The organism is Alteromonas sp. KUL106 (genome assembly GCF_009811415.1).
Classification (GTDB): domain Bacteria; phylum Pseudomonadota; class Gammaproteobacteria; order Enterobacterales; family Alteromonadaceae; genus Alteromonas.
Genome location: NZ_BLIG01000043.1, coordinates 1 through 23,986 on the forward strand (window position 1 = coordinate 1; position 23,986 = coordinate 23,986).

Annotated in this window: 21 protein-coding genes; 16 read left to right on the forward strand and 5 right to left on the reverse strand. The window is 45.8% G+C overall.

The features are described 5' to 3' along the window. Window positions 1-2,848, reverse strand: a 2,848-nt coding sequence (gene rne, locus GVO63_RS14745; RefSeq protein ID WP_159580904.1) for a ribonuclease E, incomplete at its 3' end; no start/stop codon positions are given. A 790-nt stretch (window positions 2,849-3,638) separates the two neighbouring features. Here rne and rluC point away from each other — a divergent pair. Together rluC and GVO63_RS14755 are read left to right on the forward strand one after the other, a co-directional pair. After that, window positions 3,639-4,580, forward strand: coding sequence for a 23S rRNA pseudouridine(955/2504/2580) synthase RluC (rluC, locus tag GVO63_RS14750; protein WP_159492783.1), 942 nt, complete (start codon window positions 3,639-3,641; stop codon window positions 4,578-4,580). Window positions 4,581-4,583: 3 nt separating this feature from the next. After that, on the forward strand, window positions 4,584-5,291 hold the full coding sequence (locus GVO63_RS14755) for an HAD family hydrolase (protein WP_159492782.1): 708 nt from the start codon (window positions 4,584-4,586) through the stop codon (window positions 5,289-5,291). Window positions 5,292-5,342: 51 nt separating this feature from the next. Here GVO63_RS14755 and GVO63_RS14760 read toward each other — a convergent pair whose 3' ends face one another. After that, the gene (locus GVO63_RS14760) at window positions 5,343-5,963 is read right to left on the reverse strand and encodes a nucleoside triphosphate pyrophosphatase (RefSeq protein WP_159492781.1); all 621 of its coding nucleotides are present in this window, start codon (window positions 5,961-5,963) and stop codon (window positions 5,343-5,345) included. 142 nt (window positions 5,964-6,105) lie between these two features. Between GVO63_RS14760 and yceD the strand changes: the two genes are divergently transcribed. From yceD to GVO63_RS14830, 14 genes are all read left to right on the forward strand, one after another. After that, window positions 6,106-6,639 carry a 23S rRNA accumulation protein YceD gene (gene yceD / locus GVO63_RS14765; RefSeq protein WP_159492780.1) on the forward strand — a complete coding sequence of 178 codons (534 nt, stop codon included), beginning with the start codon at window positions 6,106-6,108 and terminating at the stop codon, window positions 6,637-6,639. Between the two features lie 3 nt (window positions 6,640-6,642). Next, complete coding sequence (gene rpmF, locus GVO63_RS14770; RefSeq protein ID WP_012518206.1) at window positions 6,643-6,813, forward strand: 50S ribosomal protein L32; 171 nt, start codon at window positions 6,643-6,645, stop codon at window positions 6,811-6,813. 15 nt (window positions 6,814-6,828) lie between these two features. Next, a complete protein-coding gene (plsX, locus tag GVO63_RS14775) occupies window positions 6,829-7,854 on the forward strand; it encodes a phosphate acyltransferase PlsX (RefSeq protein WP_159492779.1) in 1,026 nt (341 codons plus the stop codon). Next, window positions 7,851-8,816 carry a beta-ketoacyl-ACP synthase III gene (locus tag GVO63_RS14780; RefSeq protein ID WP_159492778.1) on the forward strand — a complete coding sequence of 322 codons (966 nt, stop codon included), beginning with the start codon at window positions 7,851-7,853 and terminating at the stop codon, window positions 8,814-8,816. Before plsX ends, GVO63_RS14780 begins: the two co-directional genes overlap by 4 nt. Before the next feature lie 68 nt (window positions 8,817-8,884). After that, window positions 8,885-9,814 (forward strand): ACP S-malonyltransferase, encoded by a 930-nt coding sequence (fabD, locus tag GVO63_RS14785; protein WP_159492777.1) that lies wholly within the window; start codon window positions 8,885-8,887, stop codon window positions 9,812-9,814. Between the two features lie 9 nt (window positions 9,815-9,823). Next, window positions 9,824-10,564 carry a 3-oxoacyl-ACP reductase FabG gene (gene fabG, locus GVO63_RS14790; RefSeq protein WP_159492776.1) on the forward strand — a complete coding sequence of 247 codons (741 nt, stop codon included), beginning with the start codon at window positions 9,824-9,826 and terminating at the stop codon, window positions 10,562-10,564. Window positions 10,565-10,763: 199 nt separating this feature from the next. Next, window positions 10,764-11,003 (forward strand): acyl carrier protein, encoded by a 240-nt coding sequence (gene acpP / locus GVO63_RS14795; protein ID WP_012518211.1) that lies wholly within the window; start codon window positions 10,764-10,766, stop codon window positions 11,001-11,003. 79 nt (window positions 11,004-11,082) lie between these two features. After that, window positions 11,083-12,321 carry a beta-ketoacyl-ACP synthase II gene (fabF, locus tag GVO63_RS14800; RefSeq protein WP_159580906.1) on the forward strand — a complete coding sequence of 413 codons (1,239 nt, stop codon included), beginning with the start codon at window positions 11,083-11,085 and terminating at the stop codon, window positions 12,319-12,321. A gap of 323 nt (window positions 12,322-12,644) precedes the next feature. Next, entirely contained in the window at window positions 12,645-13,496 is an 852-nt protein-coding gene (gene pabC, locus GVO63_RS14805; protein ID WP_159492773.1) for an aminodeoxychorismate lyase, read from the forward strand. A 157-nt stretch (window positions 13,497-13,653) separates the two neighbouring features. After that, window positions 13,654-14,673: an endolytic transglycosylase MltG gene (mltG, locus tag GVO63_RS14810; RefSeq protein WP_159492772.1), complete on the forward strand. Its 1,020-nt coding sequence runs from the start codon at window positions 13,654-13,656 to the stop codon at window positions 14,671-14,673. Between the two features lie 72 nt (window positions 14,674-14,745). Next, window positions 14,746-15,420, forward strand: a complete 675-nt coding sequence (gene tmk, locus GVO63_RS14815; RefSeq protein WP_159492771.1) for a dTMP kinase — start codon at window positions 14,746-14,748, stop codon at window positions 15,418-15,420. Then, a complete protein-coding gene (gene holB, locus GVO63_RS14820) occupies window positions 15,420-16,307 on the forward strand; it encodes a DNA polymerase III subunit delta' (protein WP_159492770.1) in 888 nt (295 codons plus the stop codon). The genes tmk and holB overlap by 1 nt, the downstream gene beginning before the upstream one ends. Before the next feature lie 60 nt (window positions 16,308-16,367). Continuing rightward, entirely contained in the window at window positions 16,368-17,150 is a 783-nt protein-coding gene (locus tag GVO63_RS14825; RefSeq protein WP_159580908.1) for a TatD family hydrolase, read from the forward strand. Window positions 17,151-17,185: 35 nt separating this feature from the next. Further along, window positions 17,186-17,743, forward strand: coding sequence for a pyridoxamine 5'-phosphate oxidase family protein (locus GVO63_RS14830; protein ID WP_159492768.1), 558 nt, complete (start codon window positions 17,186-17,188; stop codon window positions 17,741-17,743). A gap of 161 nt (window positions 17,744-17,904) precedes the next feature. Here the strand turns inward: GVO63_RS14830 and GVO63_RS14835 are convergent, their stop codons facing one another. The 3 genes from GVO63_RS14835 to GVO63_RS14845 all read right to left on the reverse strand — a co-directional run bounded on the left by GVO63_RS14835 (window position 17,905) and on the right by GVO63_RS14845 (window position 23,762). Beyond that, the gene (locus GVO63_RS14835; protein ID WP_159492767.1) at window positions 17,905-18,537 is read right to left on the reverse strand and encodes an SDR family oxidoreductase; all 633 of its coding nucleotides are present in this window, start codon (window positions 18,535-18,537) and stop codon (window positions 17,905-17,907) included. Window positions 18,538-18,834: 297 nt separating this feature from the next. Beyond that, window positions 18,835-21,789, reverse strand: a complete 2,955-nt coding sequence (locus GVO63_RS14840; RefSeq protein ID WP_159492766.1) for a ligand-binding sensor domain-containing diguanylate cyclase — start codon at window positions 21,787-21,789, stop codon at window positions 18,835-18,837. Window positions 21,790-21,941: 152 nt separating this feature from the next. Continuing rightward, entirely contained in the window at window positions 21,942-23,762 is a 1,821-nt protein-coding gene (locus tag GVO63_RS14845) for a M2 family metallopeptidase (protein WP_159580910.1), read from the reverse strand. Between the last annotated feature and the right edge of the window lie 224 nt (window positions 23,763-23,986).

The following is a 23,986-nucleotide window of genomic DNA, read 5'->3' on the forward strand; positions in this document are numbered from 1 at the left end:
CTGAAGAGGCTTCGTTATCCGCTGAAGAGGCTTCGTTATCCGCTGAAGAGGCTTCGTTATCCGCTGAAGGCTCCTCATCTTTCGCTAAAGGCTCTGCATCAAACTGGAGTTCATCCTGAACAGCCTCAACGTCAAGTTTAGCACTTTGCTTCTTCTCTTGAGGTGAAGAAGGTTGCTCGTCAGCTGACGCTAACTGCCCCGGCTCTTGAGCTTGCGTTTCTTCAATAACAGGCGCTGCTGGCTTGTTAGACGACTGCGCGCTTGCTTTTGGATCCTGAGCTTCAAGTTCGCCTGGCTGTTTAGCCTGTGTATCAGACTCATCGGCTTGTTGCGACTCTTTCTTGCGACGTTGTCCCGCTGCACGAACGTGACGAGGAGAGCGGCGTGAACGTCCACGGCCTTCTCGTTTTTGTCCGTTTTCTTCAGCATTAGCGTCGGTTGAATCACCCGCTTCAGCTAAGTTTTGCTCGACGTTTTCAACGTCAGATGCCGTTTTAGCGTCTACTGCTGTCTCTGCAGCTTTTTTAGCTGGTTTCTTAGGCTGTTGCTTTTGCTCTGTCGCGCTTTCTGCTTTTTCCTCTGCTTCATCAAGTTTTGCGGCTTTTTGAGGCTTCGCATCGCTCTTAGGGGTGCTCTGCGCTTTCGTCTCTTGCTGAGGGGCTTTTACCGTATCATTACCTTTTGGTTCTGATGGCGTTTTTGCATCAGTCTGCTCGACAATATCAGACGCAACGTCCTCTTTATTCACACGAACGCTGCGGCGTTTATCACGACGTTTTCTTCGCTCAGCGACTTCTCGCTTTTTCTGCGCTTGATTTTCTTGCTGCTCGCTTTCTTGATTTTCTTGCTTAGGCTTTTGCTGCTCTTCACGAGGTTGCTGAGCCTTACGCGGCTTGCGACCTTTATTGTTGCGTTTGTCGTCTGCGTCTGAACGCTGCTCGTCACGCGGTTTACGATTTTCTTGCTGCTCGCCATTGCGACTCTGGTCTTTGGCTTGATCTCTATTTTGAGATTGACTGCCTCGACGGTTGTTCTTATTGCGTGGCTTGCGGCGACGATCGTCGTTGTTACGGCTACGGTTATTTCTTGACTTAGCACTATCGTCTGACTGCTGCTTTTTATCTTGGCCTGTTGCTTCATCGCTTTGTGAGCCAAACAAGTCGTTAATCCACTTTCCGATACGAGCAAATAAAGTCGGCACATCGTCAGCCTTCTTAACAGGCTCTTCTTTTGGCGCGACAACAGGTGCAGCGGTAGGTGCAACTAAGCCCTTAAGTGCAGGCTCCTCTCGCTTAACGGGCGTAGAAGTGGATACGTCAGTTTCGGCTTCTACGGCAGGCATTAATTCAATTTCGTAGCTAGCGTCTGACAGCACGTCATCAGGACGACGGCGCAATACCTGGTAATGTGGCGTATCTAAATTAGCATTTGGAATAAGCAGTAAATCAACACCATGGCGCTTTTCTAAAAGCTGAATAGACTTGCGTTTTTCATTAAGCAAGTAAGTTGCGACGGGCACAGGCAACTGTGCTTCAATTTGGCCCGTGTTTTCTTTGATACTCTCCTCTTCTAAAATACGAAGAATAGAAAGCGCCAAAGACTCGGTGCCCCGAATAGTTCCGTGACCCGAACAGCGAGGACATACATGATGCGCTGATTCGCCAAGGGAAGGACGTAAACGCTGGCGAGACATCTCTAGAAGACCAAAGCGAGAAATGCGGCCCAGTTGTACACGGGCTCTGTCACTTCTTACCGCGTCTTTCATACGGTTTTCAACTTCACGTTGATGGCGCACTGGTGTCATATCAATGAAATCGATAACAACAAGGCCACCTAAGTCACGTAAACGTAACTGACGAGCAATTTCGTCTGCCGCTTCTAAATTGGTGTTTAGCGCTGTTTCTTCGATATCGCCGCCTTTTGTTGCGCGGGCAGAGTTGATATCAATTGAGGTAAGCGCTTCTGTTGGGTCAATCACAATTGAACCGCCAGAAGGTAAGCGCACTTCGCGCTGGAATGCAGACTCAATTTGGCTTTCAATCTGATAGTGACTAAATAGCGGTACCTCACCGCGATACAATTTAACGCGGCTAGCGAAATCAGGGCGAACTAGTTGGATATGCTGCAGTGCTTGTTCGTAAATACTGGTTTTATCAATAAGAATCTCGCCAATATCGCGGCGCAGATAGTCGCGAATTGCACGTACGATTACATTGCTTTCTTGGTGAATTAAGAAGGGAGCTTCACGCTCTTCAGCAACGTCAGAAATGGCTTCCCAATGCTTGAGAAGGACTTTTAAATCCCACTCCAATTCCTCGTAAGATTTTCCTACACCAGCAGTACGAACAATCAGACCCATGCCGTCTGGAAGTTCAAGTTTGCTCAGTGACTCTTTAAGTTCAGTGCGCTCGTCGCCTTCAATGCGTCGAGATATGCCGCCAGCGCGAGGGTTATTTGGCATAAGTACCAGATAACTACCTGCTAATGATAGAAAGGTAGTTAGAGCAGCGCCTTTTTGACCGCGTTCTTCTTTATCAATCTGAACAATAACTTCTTGGCCTTCCTTAATCACATCTTTGATGTTTGGGCGGCCTTCGAATTTGTAACCTTTAGGGAAATAAGTGCGGGCAATTTCTTTGAGGGGGAGGAAACCGTGGCGTTCTGCGCCGTAGTCAACAAAAGCGGCTTCTAAGCTAGGCTCAACGCGGGTTATCTTACCCTTGTAAATATTCGCTTTTTTTTGCTCGTGCCCTGGGCTTTCTATATCTAAATCGTACAATCGCTGCCCATCGACAAGGGCAACGCGCAACTCTTCTTGCTGAGTTGCATTGATTAACATTCTTTTCATTGTATCTAACTCTGTTTTAGTACAGCCGTTAAGACACAAAATTAAAGTGACATGTGCAAACCCTCACCGCGCAACCTCACGGCTGGACGGGGACTTTGTTGTAACGCCGCATTATCCTTGGTGGTTGACCATTTTGACACCGTTTTTAGCGTCTTAAGTTACTCAATATCACCCTGGTCTTAAACTCAGACGACATGGTGGGTGAATCTTTATGGTCACACTGCTTTAAGGATGTCGGGAGCGACTTGCCCTTATTACTGTATTCATTTTCGCAAGCAATTTTTTGTGCTCACGTGTCATTTAATTCTGTTTTAACGGCAAACTTATTTTATGTTCGCAAGCAATGGCGGTTGCTTTATTACGGCAGTGTAGTCGTTGCCTCTCTAGCTAGGTTGGTATGAAAAGTACTTTTTCATTGCGGATGCCACCAACACGATCGCCAAGCTTTTTCGTTTACAAGTTTGAATCGCGTTATTAATTTTCGCTGATTCGGTCTTGTTTGTTGTTTTTATAACGCTGAGTTTCACGTTCTTAAGGTAGGGGGTAAAAACCGCCTGCTACCAAAAATAGAGTGTGAATTATTCCGTGCCAAAAACGCCGTTAAGTATCGCACCAAAACCCCATTTTTAGCAAGGAAAGCAAGTGAATAAATTGTGTATATCTTTGAAGGCGCCCACTGGTCTGCGTTCGAAACCGCCGCTTTGGTCAAAAATGCAGCGTTAAGTGTTATTTTTAATATTTTGTGACTTTCAGTTAGCCGAGAGAATTCGCATTGATGTATACTTGAAGGATGAAAGAAGAATCTCCACAGAAAGTACGTTTTGTCACCGTTGAAGCCGATTTGGCCGGTCAGCGCATCGATAATTTTTTGCGCACAGAACTAAAGGGCGTGCCAAAAAGCATGATCTATCGCATTGTGCGTAAAGGCGAAGTGCGTGTGAATAAAGGTCGCGTTAAGCCTGAGTATAAGCTTCAGACTGATGACTTAATTAGAATTCCACCTGTTCGTGTGTCGGAAGGCGCACCTGCACCTTCACCAAAACTCGATAAAATTGCCTCGTTAGAGTCGCACATTTTATTTGAAGATGACCGCCTTCTTGTTATCAATAAACCGTCAGGCACGGCCGTTCATGGTGGAAGCGGCTTAAGCTTCGGACTTATTGAGGGATTGAGAGCATTACGTTCTGACGCCAAATTTATGGAGCTGGTGCATCGCCTAGATAGGGATACGTCGGGGTGCATATTAATTGCCAAAAAGCGCTCTGCGCTGCGCCACATGCACGAGCAACTGCGCACGGGTAAAATGGACAAGCGATATAATGCCTTGGTTGCCGGTGAATGGCCCGAGACCCGATTTAAAGTGAAAGCACCGCTTCGTAAGAATGTGCTGCAGTCGGGCGAACGTATGGTAAGCGTAAGTGAAGAGGGTAAACCATCAGAAACCCGCTATCGCATATTGGAAGCATACCCGGGTGCAACCTTGGTTGAAGCGTCTCCCATAACAGGAAGAACCCATCAAATTCGCGTTCACTGTTTGCATGCGGGACACCCCATCGCTTGTGACTCTAAATACGGCGATGCCGATTTTGATGCAGCGATGCGTCAAAAGGGCTTAAACAGACTGTTTCTGCACGCTCGCAGTATTTCACTGCTGCATCCCGCTACGGAAGAGCGCGTAACATTTACTGCGCCTTTAGACGACACTCTTTTAAATACGCTTAAAGCACTCTAAGTTATGCATTCAAAAAATCAGGCTGCTGATACGCAGCCTTCATCTTCATTAGATGAAAAGCAACCTCGTTACAAGCTCGTTATCTTCGATTGGGACGGTACGTTAATGGATTCGGCGGCGAAAATTGTGAGTTGTATGCAGCTTGCCGCTGAGCATTGCGACATGCCCATCCCAACCTACGACGAAGTGGGGCACATCATTGGTATAAGTTTAAAGCCAGCAATTAAACAGCTTTTTAACATTGAAGATGATGAGTTAGCCGAGCGTTTAGTCGCTGCCTATAAAGATGCGTTTGTAAGCCGTGATACAACACCTTGTCCGTTATTTGACGGCGTTGAACAGTTACTCAGCAATTTGAAAGAAGCGGGATGTACGTTGGCTGTTGCTACAGGAAAAGCACGCCGTGGTCTCGACCGAGCCTGGGCGCAAACAGGTACGGGCCATTTTTTCAGTGCGTCACGTACCGCTGATGAGGCTGAGTCTAAACCCTCCCCGGATATGCTGTTGCAGCTTCTTGATGAACTTGGATTTGAAACAAACGACGCCGTTATGATTGGAGATACCACCTACGACATGCAGATGGCGAAAACAATTGGTATGGACAGGGTAGGGGTCTCATACGGGGTACATGCGCAGGTGCATTTGGAAGCACTGTCACCCGTGGCACTGGTTCATTCTATAAGTGAGCTAGAGGCAGCGCTATTTAAATAGCGCTGCTTTGTAGCACTGCTTTGATAGAGCTGCTCTGACAGAATTAGTGGTTTATTGTGCAGCCATTGCTAATAAATCGACATCGAAGTGAGCGGCCAGTAGTTCATTTAGCAGCATTATAGGAAGTCCTATTAAACTGTTAGGATCGCGGCTTTCAATTTTTTCAAAAAGTAAAACGCCCATGCCTTCACTTTTAAAACTGCCAGCGCAGTCTAGTGGCTGTTCCTTTTGCACATAAGCGCGAATGGCTGGCTCACTGTTACAGCGAAAGAAGACACGGGTTTCATCTACTTGCGTGATGGTCTTATTGGTACTGGGCTGGTGAAGGCAAAGTGCAGTATAAAATCCAACCCGCTTACCTTGGCATGCCATAAGTTGCTTCACCGCATTATCAACATTACCCGGCTTGCCTAGCAGCTGTGGGCCCGTGTCAGTCTGTACAAGCGCAACTTGATCGCTTCCGATAATAATGGCGTCGTTATCCAAAGTACCTAATTCAGTCGCAACCTTACGCGCTTTATTTTCGGCAAGGCGCACGCTAAGTGCAGTAGGACTCTCATTGTTAAAAGGCGTTTCGTCAATGTTTGGGGCGTGCGTATCCACGTGAATACCAATATTGGCAAGCACCCTTTTTCGGTATTGCGATGATGAGGCGAGAATAAGCTGGGCCACAAATACTCCTTACATAAAATCAGTATGTTGCATTACATCTTTGAGTAGGGCAATGTTATCCGAGATATACCGGCTTTTATTATAGTTTAAAACGTAATTTTGCTTTGACAGAAAGGGGTTGACCCTTTATCATGCGCGCCCTATGCAGAAAGTGAAACTCCCTCATTCGGTTGAACCGACTAAAAGTGCCATGAAACGTTCCGATTATCGGGGCGTGATTGCGTCTAAAGATATGGAACGATTGAGTGAAGCAGTTGTCCGATGCAGTGACTATGTGGACGCAGAAGTACAGTTCGAAAAAGACGCGCAGGGTCTTACTGTCTTTCACGGCCGCTTAGCCACGCAGGTAACACTTATCTGTCAAAGGTGTAATGGTGAACTTGATTATCCCGTGGAAGCGGAATTCTGTTTTACTCCAGTGCAGGGAGAAGAGCAGGAAAGCGATGACATCATTCCCGAGGCTTACGAACCGGTAGAGGTCAACGACCACGGAGAAGTTAGTCTGCTTCAAATTTTTGAAGACGAGCTGCTGTTATCTTTGCCCATTGTACCCCTTCATGCAGAGTCGGAGTGTACAGTGAAGCGGGACGACATGTCGTTCGGAAAGATTGAACCGGAACAAGAGCGACAAAACCCTTTCGCGGTTTTGAAAGAACTTAAGCGAGACCAGGAGTAAGTTATGGCAGTACAACAAAATCGTAAAACGCGTTCAAAGCGCGGTATGCGTCGCTCACACGATGCATTGACAGGCGCGACTTTGTCTGTCGATTCAACGTCAGGCGAGACTCACCGTCGTCACCATGTGACTGCTGACGGTTATTATAAAGGCAAGAAAGTAATCGGCGCGTAATACGGCGACTACATTTTGTCTACACTAACCATCGCGTTAGATATCATGGGGGGCGATCATGGTCCCCCTGTTATCCTTTCTGCAGCCGTCAAGGCTATCCAACTTCATCCCAATGTGCATTTCGTGCTCTGCGGCGATGAAAACGTTATCCAATCTGGTATCCAAAGTTTAACCGACAACGAGCGTAGTCGCGTTACCATCAGCCATTGTTCTCAGGTTGTCGAGATGGGCGAAGCACCCACTTCAGCATTGAGAAACAAGAAAGATTCTTCTATGCGCCGTGTTATCGAGCTTGTTGAAAGTGGCGAGGCTGATGCTTGCGTGAGTGCTGGTAACACCGGAGCACTACTTACCTTATCGTTTTACTTGTTGAAGACATTATCAGGCATTGATAGACCCGCTCTCATTAATATGATGCCCACGACAGGACACCACAATGTCTTTCTCCTAGATTTAGGCGCTAACGTTAACTGTACGCCTGAAATACTTTTCCAATACGGCGTCATGGGGTCAGTCTTGGCGCAAGAAGTCGCGGGCATAGCATCGCCACGGGTCGCGTTACTAAACGTAGGTGAAGAAGACATCAAAGGTAACGCGCAGGTAAAATCCGCCGACCAGCTTTTCAAAGATGCCCCAGGTATAAATTATATTGGCTATGTCGAAGGTGATGACATTTTCACCGATCATGCCGATGTTGTGGTAACGGACGGCTTTACCGGAAATGTTGCGCTTAAATCGAGCGAAGGTCTGGCTAAGCTGGTGATAAATGAAGTAAAACGCCAATCACAAAAGAATTTATATACCCGATTATTAGCAAAAATTGCTTTCCCACTACTGAAATCTATCTATAACAGCGTGAACCCCGACCAGTATAACGGTGCGAGTCTGATAGGATTGCGCGGCATTGTTATCAAGAGTCACGGAAATGCACAAAAAGACGCCTTTTATTACGCCATCGTGCAAGCAATGAAAGAAGCAAAGATGCATTTACCTGAAAAGATAAAGACAAAGATAGAAACGGTATTGTTGGAGCAGCTTTGAGCAAATATTCACGCTTTATAGGAACAGGTAGCTATTATCCCAGCGACGTGCGTACAAACGCCGATTTAGAATTGATGGTGGACACCAGTGACGAATGGATCACTGACCGTACCGGGATAAAAGAGCGACGCATTATTGGAGCAGATGAAACCGCTGCTACCATGGGGGCAGAAGCCAGTAAAAAAGCCATCGAAATGGCAGGCATTGACCCAAAATCTATCGACATGATTGTGTGCGCGACCACTAGCGGTCGATATGCGCTTCCCAGCACAGCATGTGAAATTCAACGTATTTTGGATATTGACGGTATCCCGGCATTTGACGTAGCAGCTGCGTGTGCTGGTTATTGCTACGCATTAAGTGTGGCCGATCAATATATTAAGTCGGGAATGGCAAAACGCATTCTTGTCGTTGGTACCGATTGCTTAAGCCGGCTGATTAACCCTGAAGATAGAACCATGGTAATTCTATTTGGGGATGCGGCAGGCGCGACAATAATAGAAGCAAGTGACGAACCCGGTATTTTATCGACGCATATCAATGCATCGGGCTCTCATGGCGACCTTTTATATGTGGGTAATCCTACCCGGGGAGATGAGCAATCAGTCCACGAGAACTGGGGCGTGATGCGCGGCAATGAAGTATTTAAAGTAGCGGTAACAAAGCTTTCAGAAGTGGTTGAGCAGACCCTTGCCGCCAACGGCATGGAAAAATCTGATCTTGACTGGTTAGTACCGCACCAAGCAAACTTTAGAATTATTAAAGCTACAGCGAAAAAGCTGAATATGTCGCTTGACCAAGTAGTGCTTACCTTGGAGCAGTACGGGAATACATCCGCAGCCACCGTACCCACAGCACTTGATACAGCTATCAGAGACGGGCGTATTCAGCGCGGACAGCATTTATTACTAGAAGCATTTGGAGGTGGGTTTGCTTGGGCATCGGCGCTTGTTCGCTACTAATCTAGGCAAATACCTCACTATTTTTTAATGTATTCTCGTTTCTAGTAAAACAATAATAAGGAATCGACATGACAAAGACAGCCTGTGTATTTCCAGGACAAGGTTCTCAAAGCGTAGGCATGCTAAAAGAACTCGCAGAGACGTCTCCGATTATCGAAGCGACGTTTAAAGAAGCCTCTGACGCTCTCGGCTACGACCTGTGGCATTTAGTTCAACACGATGCAGATGGCAAGCTTAACGAAACACACGTTACGCAACCAGCGTTGCTGGCAGCCAGTGTCGCCATATGGCGTGTTATTCGCGAGCAAGGTATAGACGTGGATTATTTAGCAGGGCACAGCCTAGGTGAGTATTCTGCGTTAGTCTGCGGCGGCGCGATGGATTTTTCCGATGCAATCAAGCTCGTAGAAGCCCGCGGTAAATACATGCAAGAAGCCGTACCAGCAGGCGCGGGTGCCATGTATGCCATTATCGGATTAGACGATGCTGCCATTGCTGATATCTGTCAGCAAACCGCGATAGCCACAGGCGATGTGGTTGCGCCAGTTAACTTTAACTCTCCGGGTCAAGTGGTTATTGCCGGGGAAAAGAACGCTGCCGAGCAAGCTGCTAACGCGTGTAAAGAAGCGGGCGCTAAGCGCGCACTTCCACTTGCGGTAAGCGTTCCTTCACACTGTGAATTGATGCGTCCAGCCGCGGACAAGTTAGAAGACGCATTAGCGTCACTGAATGTTAATGAGCCTGTCATCAATATTGTGAACAATGTTGATGTCACTATTGAAACGCAAGGTGACGCAATCAAAAACGCATTAGTGAGACAACTCTACTGCCCAGTTCAATGGACACGTACCGTTGAGTACTTAGCGGCAGCGGGCGTTGAGCGCGTTATTGAAGTAGGGCCGGGCAAAGTGCTAACTGGGTTGAACAAACGTATTGATAAGAGTCTTGAGTCTCTTGCAGTAAATACACCTGATGGTGTTGAAGCATTAAAACAATAAGGAAACGCAATGAGTCAATTAGACGGTAAAGTTGCGCTTGTTACCGGCGCAAGCCGAGGTATAGGCAAAGCAATTGCCACACAGCTTGCTCAACAAGGTGCAACAGTTGTTGGCACGGCCACGAGTGAGAGTGGCGCACAAGCAATTAGTGACTATCTTTCTGAATTTGGCGGACAGGGTTTGGCTCTGAATGTAACAGACAAAGAAAGCGTAGAAACCACTATAAAAGCTATTAATGACGCGCACGGCGGTATCGATATATTGGTGAACAATGCCGGTATCACGCGTGATAATCTGTTAATGCGAATGAAAGATAACGAGTGGCAGGATATTATTGATACGAATTTAACTTCAATATTTACGCTGTCAAAAGCTGTACTTCGCGGTATGATGAAAAAGCGTTTCGGACGCATAGTGAATATTGGCTCTGTAGTCGGCAGTGCAGGTAACGCTGGCCAAGCTAACTATGCTGCGGCGAAAGCTGGCGTTATTGGTTTTTCTAAATCAATGGCAAGAGAGGTGGCCTCTCGTGGTATTACGATTAACGTTGTCGCCCCTGGTTTTATCGATACGGATATGACAAAAGCGCTAAGTGAAGACCAAAAAGAAGCCATTTTTAAAGATATTCCGGCTAACCGTTTAGGTGAGCCTGATGAAATTGCAGCCACTGTTGCCTTTTTAGTGAGCGATGGCGCAGCCTATATAACAGGCGAAACCATCCATGTTAATGGTGGTATGTATATGGGGTAAATTCGCAAAAATTGCGAATTTTCCTCAGTTTGGGGTGGTATTTACCCGAACTTGGATGTAAAAATAGTATTTTACGAATTTCGAATGTCGCTGGTTTGACCAGAAAATTTGTTTAAACTGGTGCTTGCAAGGATGCACCTTGCAAAATAAACTAGCGGCACTTTTATTATCTAGTGACGTTTAAGGGAAACCTAGAATTATGAGTAACATTGAAGAACGCGTTAAGAAAATCATCGTTGAACAACTTGGCGTGAAAGAAGAAGAAGTAAAAGCAGAAGCTTCATTCGTTGACGATTTAGGCGCTGATTCACTTGACACCGTTGAGCTAGTGATGGCTTTGGAAGAAGAATTCGACACTGAAATTCCTGACGAAGAAGCAGAAAAAATCACGACTGTTCAATCAGCGATTGATTACATTAACGCTAACAAAGACGCTTAAGTCTTAAGTAGCGACAAAACGGCTCTTATCAAGAGCCGTTTTTGTATCTCCTACCTTAGTTCCAAAGCGAGGGCTTTTTGTGACAAAACGTCGCGTAGTGGTTACTGGTCTTGGAATGCTTTCACCATTAGGTCTTAATAGCGAAGACACATGGCGCAAATTGCTCGCGGGCGAGAGCGGCATTGGTGAAATCACCCATTTCGATTGTAGTAACTATTCAACCCGTTTTGCAGGTCAAATCAATGATTTTGATCCGCAGGAATACATTGAAAAGAAAGAAACCAAAAAGATGGACCGCTTTATCCAGCTGGGTATTGCTGCAGGCAAACAGGCCTTGGTCGATTCTGGTTTAGCTATTTCACAAGATAATGCACATCGTGTGGGTGTTGCTATTGGTTCAGGTATTGGTGGTTTAGAACAAATTGAACAAAACCACTTGAAGCTGACAAATAGCGGTCCAAAGCGTGTGTCTCCATTCTTTGTGCCATCAACTATTACCAACATGATCTCAGGCTTTTTGTCTATCATGGAAGGGTTGAAAGGACCAAATTTGAACGTTGTGACTGCCTGTACAACCGGTGTTCATAACATAGGTATTGCCGCAAGAACGATAGCTTACGGTGATGCAGATGCCATGCTTGCAGGAGGCGCAGAAGCGTCTATTACGCCGCTAGGTATGGCTGGATTTGCCGCAGCGCGCGCGTTGTCATCTCGTAATGACGATCCAAAGGCAGCAAGCCGTCCATGGGACAAAGACCGCGATGGTTTTGTCATGGGTGAGGGCGCTGGCGTGGTCATGCTAGAGGAATATGAGGCGGCTAAAGCCCGTGGCGCACATATTTATGCTGAGCTTGTTGGGTTTGGTATGAGCGGTGATGCGTATCATATGACTTCTCCGCCTGAAGATGGCGAGGGTGCCGCAGCGTCTATGCAAAATGCGATAAACGATGCGAAGATAGCGGCGAGCGAGATTGGCTATGTTAATGCACACGGCACGTCTACTCCTGCCGGTGACATTGCTGAAGTAGCCGCGGTTAAGCGCGTGTTCGATGATCATGCATACAAGCTTCTTGTAAGCTCAACTAAGTCGATGACAGGTCACTTACTGGGTGCTGCGGGTTCGGTTGAGGCAATTTTCACTATTTTGGCACTGCGTGACAAAATGGCGCCGCCCACTATCAACTTAGATGAACCAGGCGAAGGCTGCGACTTAGACTTTGTCGCACACAAAGCCAAAGCATTCAGTGAAGACTACGCACTGTGTAACTCATTTGGGTTCGGCGGTACGAACGGTTCATTGATTTTCAAGCGTGTTTAACGCACTTTAACGTGGGCATCACGTATCATTTTAAAGGCAGCTTCGCTGCCTTTTTTCGTTTATTGTGCGAAATATTAATCCATACCAATCAGCATAGACTATTGCCCACACAGAAGGCGCTGGCAAGTATCCTAGCCAAGCGTGGGAATACAGGAATGGCTGTTCCCTTTCACATTCCCAGAATGAAGCGAGGAAGCTTGCCAGACCTTCTCGCTGAGTGGGTAATTATCTGTGCGGACTGGTATAAACCAGCTAGAAGTTGTCTCACCTACGCAAGTTGGTATACTTCCGTTAATCATAAGAACAGCAAACAAGAGTAGGCAGTGAGAATTATCCCCAGCGCTACGCCTATTTCATCAAGTGACAGGGCGTTTAATTACGGAGACGGTATATTTACCACATTGTTGGTACGCAACCATCAAGCAGATTTACTGTCTTATCACCTTTCGCGTTTAGAGCATGACGCCGCCGCTATTAAACTCAATATTGATATTCACACGCTTGAAAATGCTATTGCAGAGCAAATTCGCGGGTTCAAATCATCGTCAGACAAAGCAACATCACTGAAATATGTGCTTAAAGTCCATGTGTCTGGTGGTCAAGCGGGAAGAGGGTATGCGCGAAGTGACGACAGCGAAGCGCAAGTTAGATTTAGCCAACATCCTTATCCTAGTCACTACGAAAGTATGGCCGATGAAGGTGTCTCTGTAATTTGTGCTCAAACAAGGCTCGCTATTCAGCCACTGCTGGCGGGCGTAAAGCATGTAAATAGATTAGAGCAAGTTTTAGTCAAGCATGAAGTGGACGAGGTCGGCGCCAACGACGCTATCGTTTGTGATACACAAGATAACATCATTGAAGCGAGCGCAGGCAATGTGTTTTTCCACCTTAACGATGAATGGTATACCCCTTCTCTCAAAGGGAGTGGGGTAAATGGTGTTGTGAGGCAGTGCCTTATAGATTCGCTATTAAACGATAATTGTTCACTTCACGTAGGTCAATACGACCTATCTTACTTACAAAAAGCCAATGCCGTGGTTATTACCAATGCGCTTATGGGCGTGATGCCGGTGCGGCAAATACGAATGCCAGATTTCTCGTCGGTTAGCTATGATGTGACAAACGATGCCATTGTTGAGCTTAAAGGTCGGCTTGAGAAAATATTAAGTTGCTGATGTAAAAACGGTTCCCAGAAAGCCAACACAATGCCGACCGTTTGAAAAATACACTTTAAAAACGGGCTTGTTACCGCTTGGTATGCGTCAAGAAATAAGGGTAGAGAGAAATAGTTTAAATGGAATGTAAAACAATGCTGAAATGGAAAGTGCGAGTATGAAAAGGGGCGTCATTTTCCTGTTATTTCTTGTGGTGCTTACCGGGGTTGGCGCTGCATCTGGCGTTATGTACGTGTCAGACAGGGTCACACATGAATTAACGCTTGAGAGTGAAATGCTGTTCACCATTGAAAACGGGAGCAATGCTTATCGTACGGTGAAACAGTTGCGCAAACTGGAGGTGACCGACGTATCACCGTTTGTGGCTAAAGTTTGGCTAAAATTTTTCGCGGGTAGTACGTCGGTGAAATCTGGCACTTACATGCTTCGTCCGGGCCAGTCGTTAGTGGATGCGTTTACACTTTTTACTCAAGGCGATGAGCATTTCTTTGCCGTGAGCTTGGTGGAAGGGCTTACCCTTGCGCAATGGCTTGTAGTGCTCGAGCAAAATAGCGACTTGGTGTTTGATGTAGACGAAGAAAAATTAAGTCAGATAACGCAAGATAATGGGGTTGACTGGTGCTGTGAAGGCGTATCGCACACTGAAGGGATGTATTTGGCTGACACTTACTTCTTTACCCAGGGTACCACTGCCAGTGAAGTTTTAAAAAGAGCGCACCGTGCGCTGGTTGATTTTGTCTCTCGCGAATGGGAGCGACGGGATGTTGATTTGCCCTTAGCCACACCTTACGAGGCGCTTATTTTGGCCAGCATAATTGAAAAAGAAACGGCGGTGCCTGACGAGCGCGACATGATTTCAGGGGTGTTCATCAATAGACTTAACAAAAACATGCGCCTTCAAACCGACCCAACGGTCATTTACGGCATCGGGCCCATGTTTGACGGAAATATCACTCGCAAGCACCTGCGCACCGCAACACCTTACAATACTTATGTCATTAAAGGGTTACCCCCTACGCCGATTGCTATGGCAGGCAAAGCGGCTATACACGCGGCGCTTCACCCGCTAACTACCGATGCGCTATATTTCGTGGCAAAGGGCGATGGAAGCCATCAGTTTTCCACAACACTAGATGAGCACAACGCGGCTGTGCGAAAATATCAGCTCAAAAGGTAATGGTGTGAAATTAATTAACGGGTGCATCAAGGTGTCGCAAAACACTGAAGTATAAATAGAGTTTAAAAAGTCATGCGCGGAAAGTTTATTGTAGTAGAAGGCCTTGAAGGGGCAGGTAAAAGCTCTGTCATCGGGCTTATTGTAAAGGCGTTGAAAAATGCCGGAAAGCGCGTGGAGCAAACGCGTGAGCCAGGCGGTACGCCCATGGCCGAAGCCATTCGAGAATGTGTAAAACATGATTGGGATGAAACTGTAAGCGAAGAAACAGAATTGCTTCTGATGTACGCCGCTCGTGTGCAATTGCTGACTAATAAAATTCTACCGTCACTCGATGCTGGAGCATGGGTTGTGGGCGACAGGCACGATTTATCCTCCCAGGCATATCAAGGCGGCGGACGTGGCGTGAGTGCAAAAACGATGTCAGCAATAAGTGACATTGCGCTTAATGGTTTTAAGCCCGACTTGACGATATATCTCGATGTTGAGCCCGCTGTTGGCCTAGAGCGCGCGCGTGGGCGTGGAGAATTAGATCGTATTGAGCAAGCAGGTTTAGCGTTTTTTGAGCGCACACGCGCTAGATACCTTTCGTTAGCAGACGACGATGAATCTATTGTGGTGGTCAGTGCTATGCAGCCGATGGAAAGGGTGCATGAAGAGGTCGTTGCGATTATCAGCGATTACGTGTCAGCGGTTGGAATTGAAAGCGGCGATGAAGCTCAAGACGAAAGTCTAAAAGGAAATGGTTAATGCAAGTGCTGCCTTGGTTTTCTGCAACTTATAGGACGTTACTGTCGCGGTATAGGTCACAAAAGCTGCACCATGGGTTATTGCTTACGGGCCCTCGGGGGATAGGTAAAAATCAACTCGCATTAGAGCTTAGCAATGCCCTGTTATGTAAACAACTTAGCGCTGAAGGCCCCTGTGAGCAGTGTCAAAGCTGCCACTTAAGGCAAGCAGGAAACCATCCTGATTTTCATGTGTTAGAAAGTGAAAAGCAGCTTGGCGTGGATAAAATCCGCGAAGGAATCACTAAGCTCTCGGGTACCGCACAAATGGGGGGGAACAAGGTGTTGCTGATCCCAAGAGCCGATACAATGACAGAGGCAGCAGCGAATGCACTGTTGAAAACTTTGGAAGAGCCCACAAATAACACATTCTTGATCCTGATAGCAGAAAGTATTAACAGACTGATGCCTACGATACTCAGTCGTTGTGAAAGGCAAGCACTGCCACTTCCGTCGGTATCGGAGAGTTTGAACTACTTGCAAACCAAAGGCGTACAAGATGCCAGTGAAGCACTCCTCGCCGCCTATGGTAATGCTCCACTTCGCGTAGAAGACGCTTTATCAGGTGACGACGATTTTAGCTTCCGCGACTTTAGTGAGGGGATGCAGGCGCTTCTCGCCGGTGATGCTAATTTGCAAGCGCAAACCCTTGCCAATAAGTGGCAAGATAAAGCACAGCAAGTTGCATTATGGTGCCAACAGATGGCTCATGACGATTACCTGCAGCGTCAGCAAGTCGCAGACTTCAAGCGTTATACAGCCTGCGTTGAGGCGGTAAAAACGCTACAGCATGCAGGGGTAAACAAATCAATGGTGCTTTTTGTATTACTTAAACAATTTCAACGTTAATGGCGTGGCATAAGAAACGGTCTTTTGCCTCGTTAATTGGCTAAAAAATAAAGGTGTAGTTTGTTCGTAGATTCTCATTGTCATTTAGACCGATTAAAGCAAAGCCCAGAAGAACTGGCTGAAACGTTAAATTTCGCAAGAATGCGCGGTGTTGAGCACTTCCTGTGCGTGTGTGTGTCTGTTGGTGATTACGACAGCATGCTGGCAGCGGTCGAACAGTTCGAAGACGTTTCGGTATCCTGTGGTGTTCACCCACTTCATCAAGATGAAGCGTGCAGTTATGAGGCGTTGTTAGAGAAAGCGCTGCGCAAGGAAGTCGTTGCAATAGGAGAGACAGGGCTGGACTATTTCTACAGTCCTGAAAGCAAGGACATTCAGTTAACGTCCTTTGTCGACCATATTAGGGTAGCTAACGAAACCCAAAAGCCGTTAATCATTCACACGCGAGATGCACGCGAAGATACCATCAATTTGCTGCGTGAACACAAAGCCGCGCACACGAAAGGTGTTTTGCATTGCTTTACCGAGTCATTGGAGATGGCCCAGGCAGCTATTGAAATGGACTTTTATATTTCTATTTCTGGCATTGTGACGTTTAACTCTGCCGATGAATTACGCGAGGTGGTGAAAGCAATCCCTCTAGACAGGCTATTGATTGAAACTGATTCACCATGGCTTGCGCCTGTTCCCCACCGTGGTAAACAAAACCAGCCAGGCTATGTCGTTGAAGTAGCAGAATATATTGCAGAACTAAAAGGCGTGTCGGTAAAAGAACTTGCCGACATCACCACGCGTAACTTCTATACAATGTTTTCTTTAGCCGAAAAAAAAAACGCGGCATAACCAAAGCCGCAGTTGGTTTACATCCGGAGGTGAGTATGCCCCAGTGGCGACAAGGACTGACAAAGAGTTTGCATCAAACGCGAAATATGCCCGAAAGTCGCTACTTTCAATTGGCTACGGTGAGCAACTTAGGTGAACCTTTTTGTCGAACTGTAGTGTTTAGGGGGATAACGGAAGAGAATCAGCTGGTCGTTATTTCAGACACGCGCTCTGAAAAGTTTGGCCAGCTTACTCAAAATCCTAAAGCGCAGGTATGCTGGTATTTTTCAAAAACCAGAGAGCAGTATCGATTCTCTTGCGAAGCGTCAGTGGTAACAGCCAAGGATGATTTTACTTTAGTAAAGCAGCAATGGGATAAATTGTCTGATGCAGGAAAAAAGCAATTTTTTTGGGGAGAGCCAGGCACCCCTCGAAATGATGGCTCAGCACTTCACATTGAAGGGGACTTCAAGCAAGTTCCTTCTCATTTCTGCACACTGTTGCTGACCATACAAAACGTAGACTATTTGAATTTGAGAGGAAACCCTCAAAATCGCGAATGGCATCAAAAAGATGAACAGGGTAACTGGGTAAGCCAATCCCTTATTCCATGACGCAGTGAGTTAGTCGCCTTTATTGCCAGCTCGTGTGACTGGTTTTGATATATAACCTAATGAAAAAGGCCCACCTATAGCTTCATAAGAGAACAATAGAGGGCCTCTTTAGTGAGTAATCAAGCAAACTCACGGTTCATCTCACCTTTTCCTCAATACGGTTAGAAAACCTGAGAAATTGGCGTATCGCCTTTGAATAAGTAAGTAATGACATTATCACTGCCTTGTCTGGCAACACTTTCAACAATGGCGGTTGCAACGTCTTCTCTTGGGATAACAGCATCATCTTTGTTGTCCGGCATATTGGTGCTAACCAGATGCGTACCCGGCTCATTCAGTAAGGTTCCTGGACGCAAAATAATGTGATGTAGACCACTATTAATTAGATGCTCGTCAGCCATGTGTTTGGCGACTAAGTAAGGTTTAATTTCGGAAGCAACGGCATCAGGATCTCCAGCGCCAATTGAACTGACCATGACAAATTTAGGGATAGCGGCGTCTTTTGCATAATTGACGGCGTTACGTGCAGCCCAAAGGTCAATCATAATGGTTTTGTCTGCGCCAGTGTTGCCGCCAGACCCTGCAGTAAATACAACGACATCAGCACCTTTAAAATGCGCTGAAAAATCGTCTTCTAAGTTTTGCTTCACTACACTGAGATTACCGTGCTCAATGTCTGAGAGTTTCTCAGGGCTTCTTACTGGCGCTATTACCTTGTGTCCAGCATCGAGCAGTTTAACGGTAGCCTGTTTACCAATTTGTCCTGATGCGCCTATTACTAATACATTAGCCATTATCTTAAACTCCTTTCTCTTTGTTTAGCGAATCGTTAGTAATGGATAATGGTGATGAGCATAAAGCGATCATAAAGAGCGACTAATTGCATGATGAGGAGATTGACGACATAGGCACACTGGATGTCTTTCGTGAAAGACAGAACGCAGGACTAGGGCGTGTTTTGAACTTTGCTGTACGAATTTTGGGCTATATGAAAGCGTTTTAATCGCGAAACAGCACTGCTGGCATAGTTGTTCTGCGTCAAAGATTGACAAGCTCTAGCGAAAAATCTTCCTTTTCGCCAATGTTGAAATTTAATTAATGACTGCGTTACGTCCGGACGCCTTGCCCTGATACAGTTTTTCGTCAACCGCGTAGATACACGCTTCAATACTATCGTAGTCCGTAATATCGGCAACGCCACAGGTGATAGACACGTTAATTTTGTGAGGCGGGATGTCTATGACAGTATCCGCTACACTTTTACGTAATTTTTCAGCGACCCAATAGGCTTCGTGTACATTTAAAGAGGGGAGTAAAATAAGAAATTCCTCGCCACCCCACCGGGAGATAACATCGCTCTCGCGCAGATTATCCTCGAGCGTTCGCGCTACTTCTACCAGCACGATGTCTCCAGCTTGATGACCATAGGTATCGTTGATGTGTTTGAAATGATCTATATCAATAATGAGAAGAGAAAAAGTGCGGTGGTGACGTTTAAATTCATGCCATTCAGCACTTGCCCTTTGTGAAAAATAGCGACGGTTTTTTAGACCCGTCAGCGTATCTTGTGTAGAAAGTAAGGTGAGCTGTTCTACTGCAGCCTCTAAGTCTTTCGTTTTTTCCTCTACTTTTAAACTAAGTTCAATGGAACGCCTTTTCAAAGACATGATCCTAAACCAAACCGCAGAGGATAAAATTAACAAAATAGTTAACAGCAAAGCGGCTCGCCATATGGGTTCATCCCACCAAGGCGGCACTACAACAATCTCAAGCTGCGCTTCGTCACTGCTCCATTCGTTTTCTTTATTGATAGCTTTTACTGTAAAACGGTAGCGACCCGGATCTAAATTAGTGTACGTTGCTACCCGCGTTTTAGCGTCACTAAACCGCCAACTGGTTTCGAAGTCCGCAAGCTTATATGCATAGCGAATCTCACTTGCATTGATGTAATCGAGTGCCGCAAATTCGATAGATAGCGCAATGTCAGAGTAATCAAGCGCTATGCTTTCTCCTAAACTAACTCTCTGCTGATAAGTCGCACCACTGTCTTGGTCTCTGCTCACTACCTCTATATTGGTCAGGTGAATAGTGGGAGACCATTTTACGCTTACGACATCCGCTGGGTTGAACAGCGTCAGTCCTTCCGCGCCGCCAAAAAGAATGGTGTTATTTTGAGTTAAAGATACTGAGCCAATGTAATATCCAGTCGCTAACGCACCATTTTCGGCGCCAAAGTAAGACAGCGTAGAGAGGTTAGGCGCAAGATAGGAAATCCCTTCTATTGTTGAAATCCACAAGCCATATTCATCGTCTTCGACAATAGCACCTATTGAAATATCACTTAATCTACTTTCTCGTTTTAGCTGAGTCACTTTGATGGAGGAGAGGTCATTCCCTTCTTTGGTAATAAAAAAGAGTCCGGCCGCTTGCGTACCTACCAAGTAACCGCCCCGTTTCGAACGAGAGATCCAAGTGACCACGGTTTTGTCCGTGATTTTGTCGGTGAATTGGCCAATACTGACAATCTCACCGGTAAGTTTGTTAGCAAGGTATAATCCAGTAACGGTACTAAGCCACGCGCTTTCCCCGTCTTCAATTAAGATGCGCGTCGTCAGCGACAACGGCCACTGCTTTACTATCCGTTCTTCAGATGGACGATATACAAACACCCCATCACTGTAGCCGCCAAACCAAACATCTCCGTCTGCATCTACGCTAACGCTGTAACCGGCTTTGCCTTGCATAGCGACGATATCTAATTGATTGGTTTGTTTATTGAGCTTTGCAAGCCCTGAACGCGTCGCTACCCACAGTTCGTCTCTCTTTTCATCGTAAACAATACCGATCAACTTATCGCTTGATTTGTCATCACTCTCTTTGGCATCGCTTGACGTAAAAGGGCCCTCATAGTCGTAATTTACGGTATTGAAGAGCCATAGTCCCTTTTCATTAGTGACCCAGACTTTATTGTTTTTATAGCCTGTCATCGAACCGATGATCCGTCCGTCACCTACTTCCATAGAATTAAAATTGCTCAGTTCTGGGTTGCTAATAGCAAAACCATCATCTTTAGTTCCCACGACCACGAGGCCTGTTCGACCTTGATAAAGACTAGAAATTCTTTCATTACCCGCATCTTTTTTGGTAACTGGAGTCTGCACTACTGTGAAAGGACTAAAAGAGGGTAATATATTTAATCCACGTTCAGTGCCAATCCAGATATCGCTGTTTGAACTAAGCAAAATGTCGGTTACGTAATTGTCGGATAACCCATGAATTTCTGACGTACACTGGGCAGTAATTGATGGTCCATTGCGGCTTGGATTAAAGAAGCAGACACCCCGTGAGGCTGTCCCTAAAAAAAGCGTTGAGCGCTCACCTGCGAGAAGTCTTGTTATGTTAATCCTTTCACTCGATGCTAACTCGAGTTTTCCTTTAATAGGGTCAAATTTGTAAAGTCCCGCGGTAGAGGCTACATAAAGCGTTTTTCCGACTAGCTCGATATCGGTAAGCGTGCTCGTTGTGTCAGGTAAAAAGCTTATAAACTCAATATTGTCAGTGTCTTCATTGTAAGAATAAAGATTACGTTCAGAAATAATCCAAAGCTTTCCATCGTTCGTTAATTTAACGCGGTTGATAACATTTTTTGTGAAAGGGGATGACGCAGGGAGGTCGTAGTGCTTAAATTCCTCGGTGTCTACATTTAAACGACTCAAACCACTAAATGTGCCAACCCACATGTACTGGCCATCTTCACTCGCTTCTATCTGAAGGGCGGTGAGTGTCTCTAATCCTGATTTTTTGTTTTCACCCCACATACCAAAGTTAGAAAACTTATAGCCGTCAAATCTGTCGATGCCAGACTGGGAGGCAAGCCATAGAAAGCCATATTTGTCTTCCGCTATGTCGGCTATAGAAACGTTTGTAATTCCACTTTCGGTATCGAATACATGAAAGGCGAGGGGATCCGTCTTCACGTCAGCATTGACAGATAAGCTAAAGACAGCGCCGTAAGTGATTAGAAAACGAGTGAAGAAACCTTTCATGCTTAAATAAATTTAATTTTAGATAAACTGTAACGGTACGCTTTTAATACAAACTTACAATGGGACAATAGTTTAATTTAAATAAAAAAGCCTCAAATATTTGAGGCTTATCAACTTATGTCAGGCTATTTCATGCTGAAATGGCAGGGAACTTACCAGCCACACTGACGTGAAGCGTTTTGTTCATCTAGCCACGTTTTTAGCGGCGCAAAATAGTCAGCGATGGTGCTCGCATCCATTTTAGACGTGCCTGTTAATGTCTCTAGCGCATTTTGCCATGGCTGACTCATACCCATCTCTAGCATTTGATTAAGTGCTTTACCTGCCTCTTCACTGCCGTAAATAGAGCAGCGATTTAATGGCCCCTCATCACCGGCAATTTCACATAAAGCTTTGTGGAATTGGAACTGAAGGATATGCGCTAAGAAGTAGCGAGTATACGGTACATTGGCCGGAACGTGGTATTTTGCACCGGGATCAAAGGCATCAGCACCACGGTCAATTGGGGCCATGACACCCTGATATTTTTCTCTTAGCTCCCACCACAGCTGGTTATATTGTTCAGGCGTCACCTCTCCTGACATAACCTTCCAGCGCCATTGGTCGACCATTAAACCAAACGGTATAAACGCAATTTTATCGAGCGCTACCTGCATCAGCATACCAATGTCATTTGATGCATCTGGTATTTCGTCAATTAAGTCGATTTGCTTTAGATACTTAGGTGTAATAGACAGTGCAATTGTGTCACCAATGGCTTCATGGAAGCCATCGTTCGCTGAACCACGGTAAAGAAGCGGTTGGTTTTTATAGGCGCGCTGGTAATAGTTGTGCCCTAATTCGTGGTGAATAACATTAAACTCTTCACCGGTCTTTTGAATACACATTTTAATTCGAAGATCGTCTTTATCATCCAAATCCCATGCTGAAGCATGACACTGAACGTCTCGGCCTTCAGGTTTTTGAAACATAGAACGTTCCCAGAAGGTATCTGGTAGTTCTTCAAAGCCTAGCGATGAGAAAAATGATTCGGCCTGTTTAACCATAGCGATTTCATCATAGCCTTGCGCCGCTAATGCGCCTGTTACATCAGGCACCTTCATTTCTTGTTGTGGTTTTACGATATCGTAAATATTACCCCATGATTGCGCCCACATATTTCCCAACAAATGTGCTGGAATTGGCTTATCTTGGGGGACCACGTCTTCACCGTAATGCTCACCAAGTTTTGCTCTAACATGGCAGTGAAGAGACTCATAAAAAGGTTCAACTTGTGTCCACAAGCGATCAAGTTCTTTTGGAAACTCGTCTGCGGGCATGTCATATTTTCCACGCCACAGAGCACTTACGTTTTCAAACCCTAACTCTGCTGCACCTTCGTTAGCAAGCGAAACTTGCTCCGCATAAAGTGGCGCCATAGGTTTTGAGACTTCACGCCAACCTGTCCAATATTCCAGTAGTTTGTCGGCGTCGCGCAATGTAGCCATTTCTGAACTCATTTCAACTAAGCTTTTGCACGTACCGTCATCGCTACAATATTCACCCGAACCGTACATGGCGCTGAGTTCTGATCCTATTTTCGCCAAACGCTCTGCTTTTTGGGCATCTGCGGGTGGTGGCATAGTAAGACCGTTTTTTAGCAGTTCTAGCTGTCGGCGTGTATCGGCGTCAACGTCGACATCATTAAACTTGGCTGCTTCCTTGGCTAGTTTAGCCACTTTTGTTGATAGCACCTCATTAAAGTAGGCGCTTACCGCAGCGGTATCGAAGTTGATATTAGTGGCATAGCTCCACTCTGCGTGTGCAGCAGGTACCTGCATTTTTGCAATGTCATCTTGTACTTGTTGTAAAAATTGTTTTGCATCTTGCGCGGTGAGTTCTGGTTTTGATTCTGTCTGATGAGTACTTTCGCCGCAGCCCATAAGCGATACGCTTACCAATGCTGCTAACAGAGTACGTTTATGATTGAGCATACGTTGTCCTATAATTATTTTGTTTTTAACGTGAATCGAGGTTCACATAGACATGCATTTGCATTTGCATTGTGTAACGCGGCATAGGTTTTGTAAAACAAATTTGAAATAATCCAGTCCGCATAGATGATTATGCACTCAGCGAGACTTAACATTTGCTTATTGTGCGCGGTTTTCAACGCTCACCGATAACAGTAGAGAATGTCATGACGGTAGAATTTTAC

Excerpts from the sequence above, each read along its gene's own strand:
- fabG (WP_159492776.1), top strand. The coding sequence starts at position 9,824 with ATGAGTCAATTAGACGGTAAAGTTGCGCTTGTTACCGGCGCAAGCCGA.
- GVO63_RS14845 (WP_159580910.1), bottom strand. The coding sequence starts at position 23,762 with ATGCTCAATCATAAACGTACTCTGTTAGCAGCATTGGTAAGCGTATCG.
- GVO63_RS14840 (WP_159492766.1), bottom strand. The coding sequence starts at position 21,789 with ATGAAAGGTTTCTTCACTCGTTTTCTAATCACTTACGGCGCTGTCTTT.
- rluC (WP_159492783.1), top strand. The coding sequence starts at position 3,639 with ATGAAAGAAGAATCTCCACAGAAAGTACGTTTTGTCACCGTTGAAGCC.
- GVO63_RS14755 (WP_159492782.1), top strand. The coding sequence starts at position 4,584 with ATGCATTCAAAAAATCAGGCTGCTGATACGCAGCCTTCATCTTCATTA.
- yceD (WP_159492780.1), top strand. The coding sequence starts at position 6,106 with ATGCAGAAAGTGAAACTCCCTCATTCGGTTGAACCGACTAAAAGTGCC.
- fabD (WP_159492777.1), top strand. The coding sequence starts at position 8,885 with ATGACAAAGACAGCCTGTGTATTTCCAGGACAAGGTTCTCAAAGCGTA.
- GVO63_RS14830 (WP_159492768.1), top strand. The coding sequence starts at position 17,186 with ATGCCCCAGTGGCGACAAGGACTGACAAAGAGTTTGCATCAAACGCGA.
- GVO63_RS14835 (WP_159492767.1), bottom strand. The coding sequence starts at position 18,537 with ATGGCTAATGTATTAGTAATAGGCGCATCAGGACAAATTGGTAAACAG.
- holB (WP_159492770.1), top strand. The coding sequence starts at position 15,420 with ATGCAAGTGCTGCCTTGGTTTTCTGCAACTTATAGGACGTTACTGTCG.
- tmk (WP_159492771.1), top strand. The coding sequence starts at position 14,746 with ATGCGCGGAAAGTTTATTGTAGTAGAAGGCCTTGAAGGGGCAGGTAAA.
- rpmF (WP_012518206.1), top strand. The coding sequence starts at position 6,643 with ATGGCAGTACAACAAAATCGTAAAACGCGTTCAAAGCGCGGTATGCGT.
- mltG (WP_159492772.1), top strand. The coding sequence starts at position 13,654 with ATGAAAAGGGGCGTCATTTTCCTGTTATTTCTTGTGGTGCTTACCGGG.
- acpP (WP_012518211.1), top strand. The coding sequence starts at position 10,764 with ATGAGTAACATTGAAGAACGCGTTAAGAAAATCATCGTTGAACAACTT.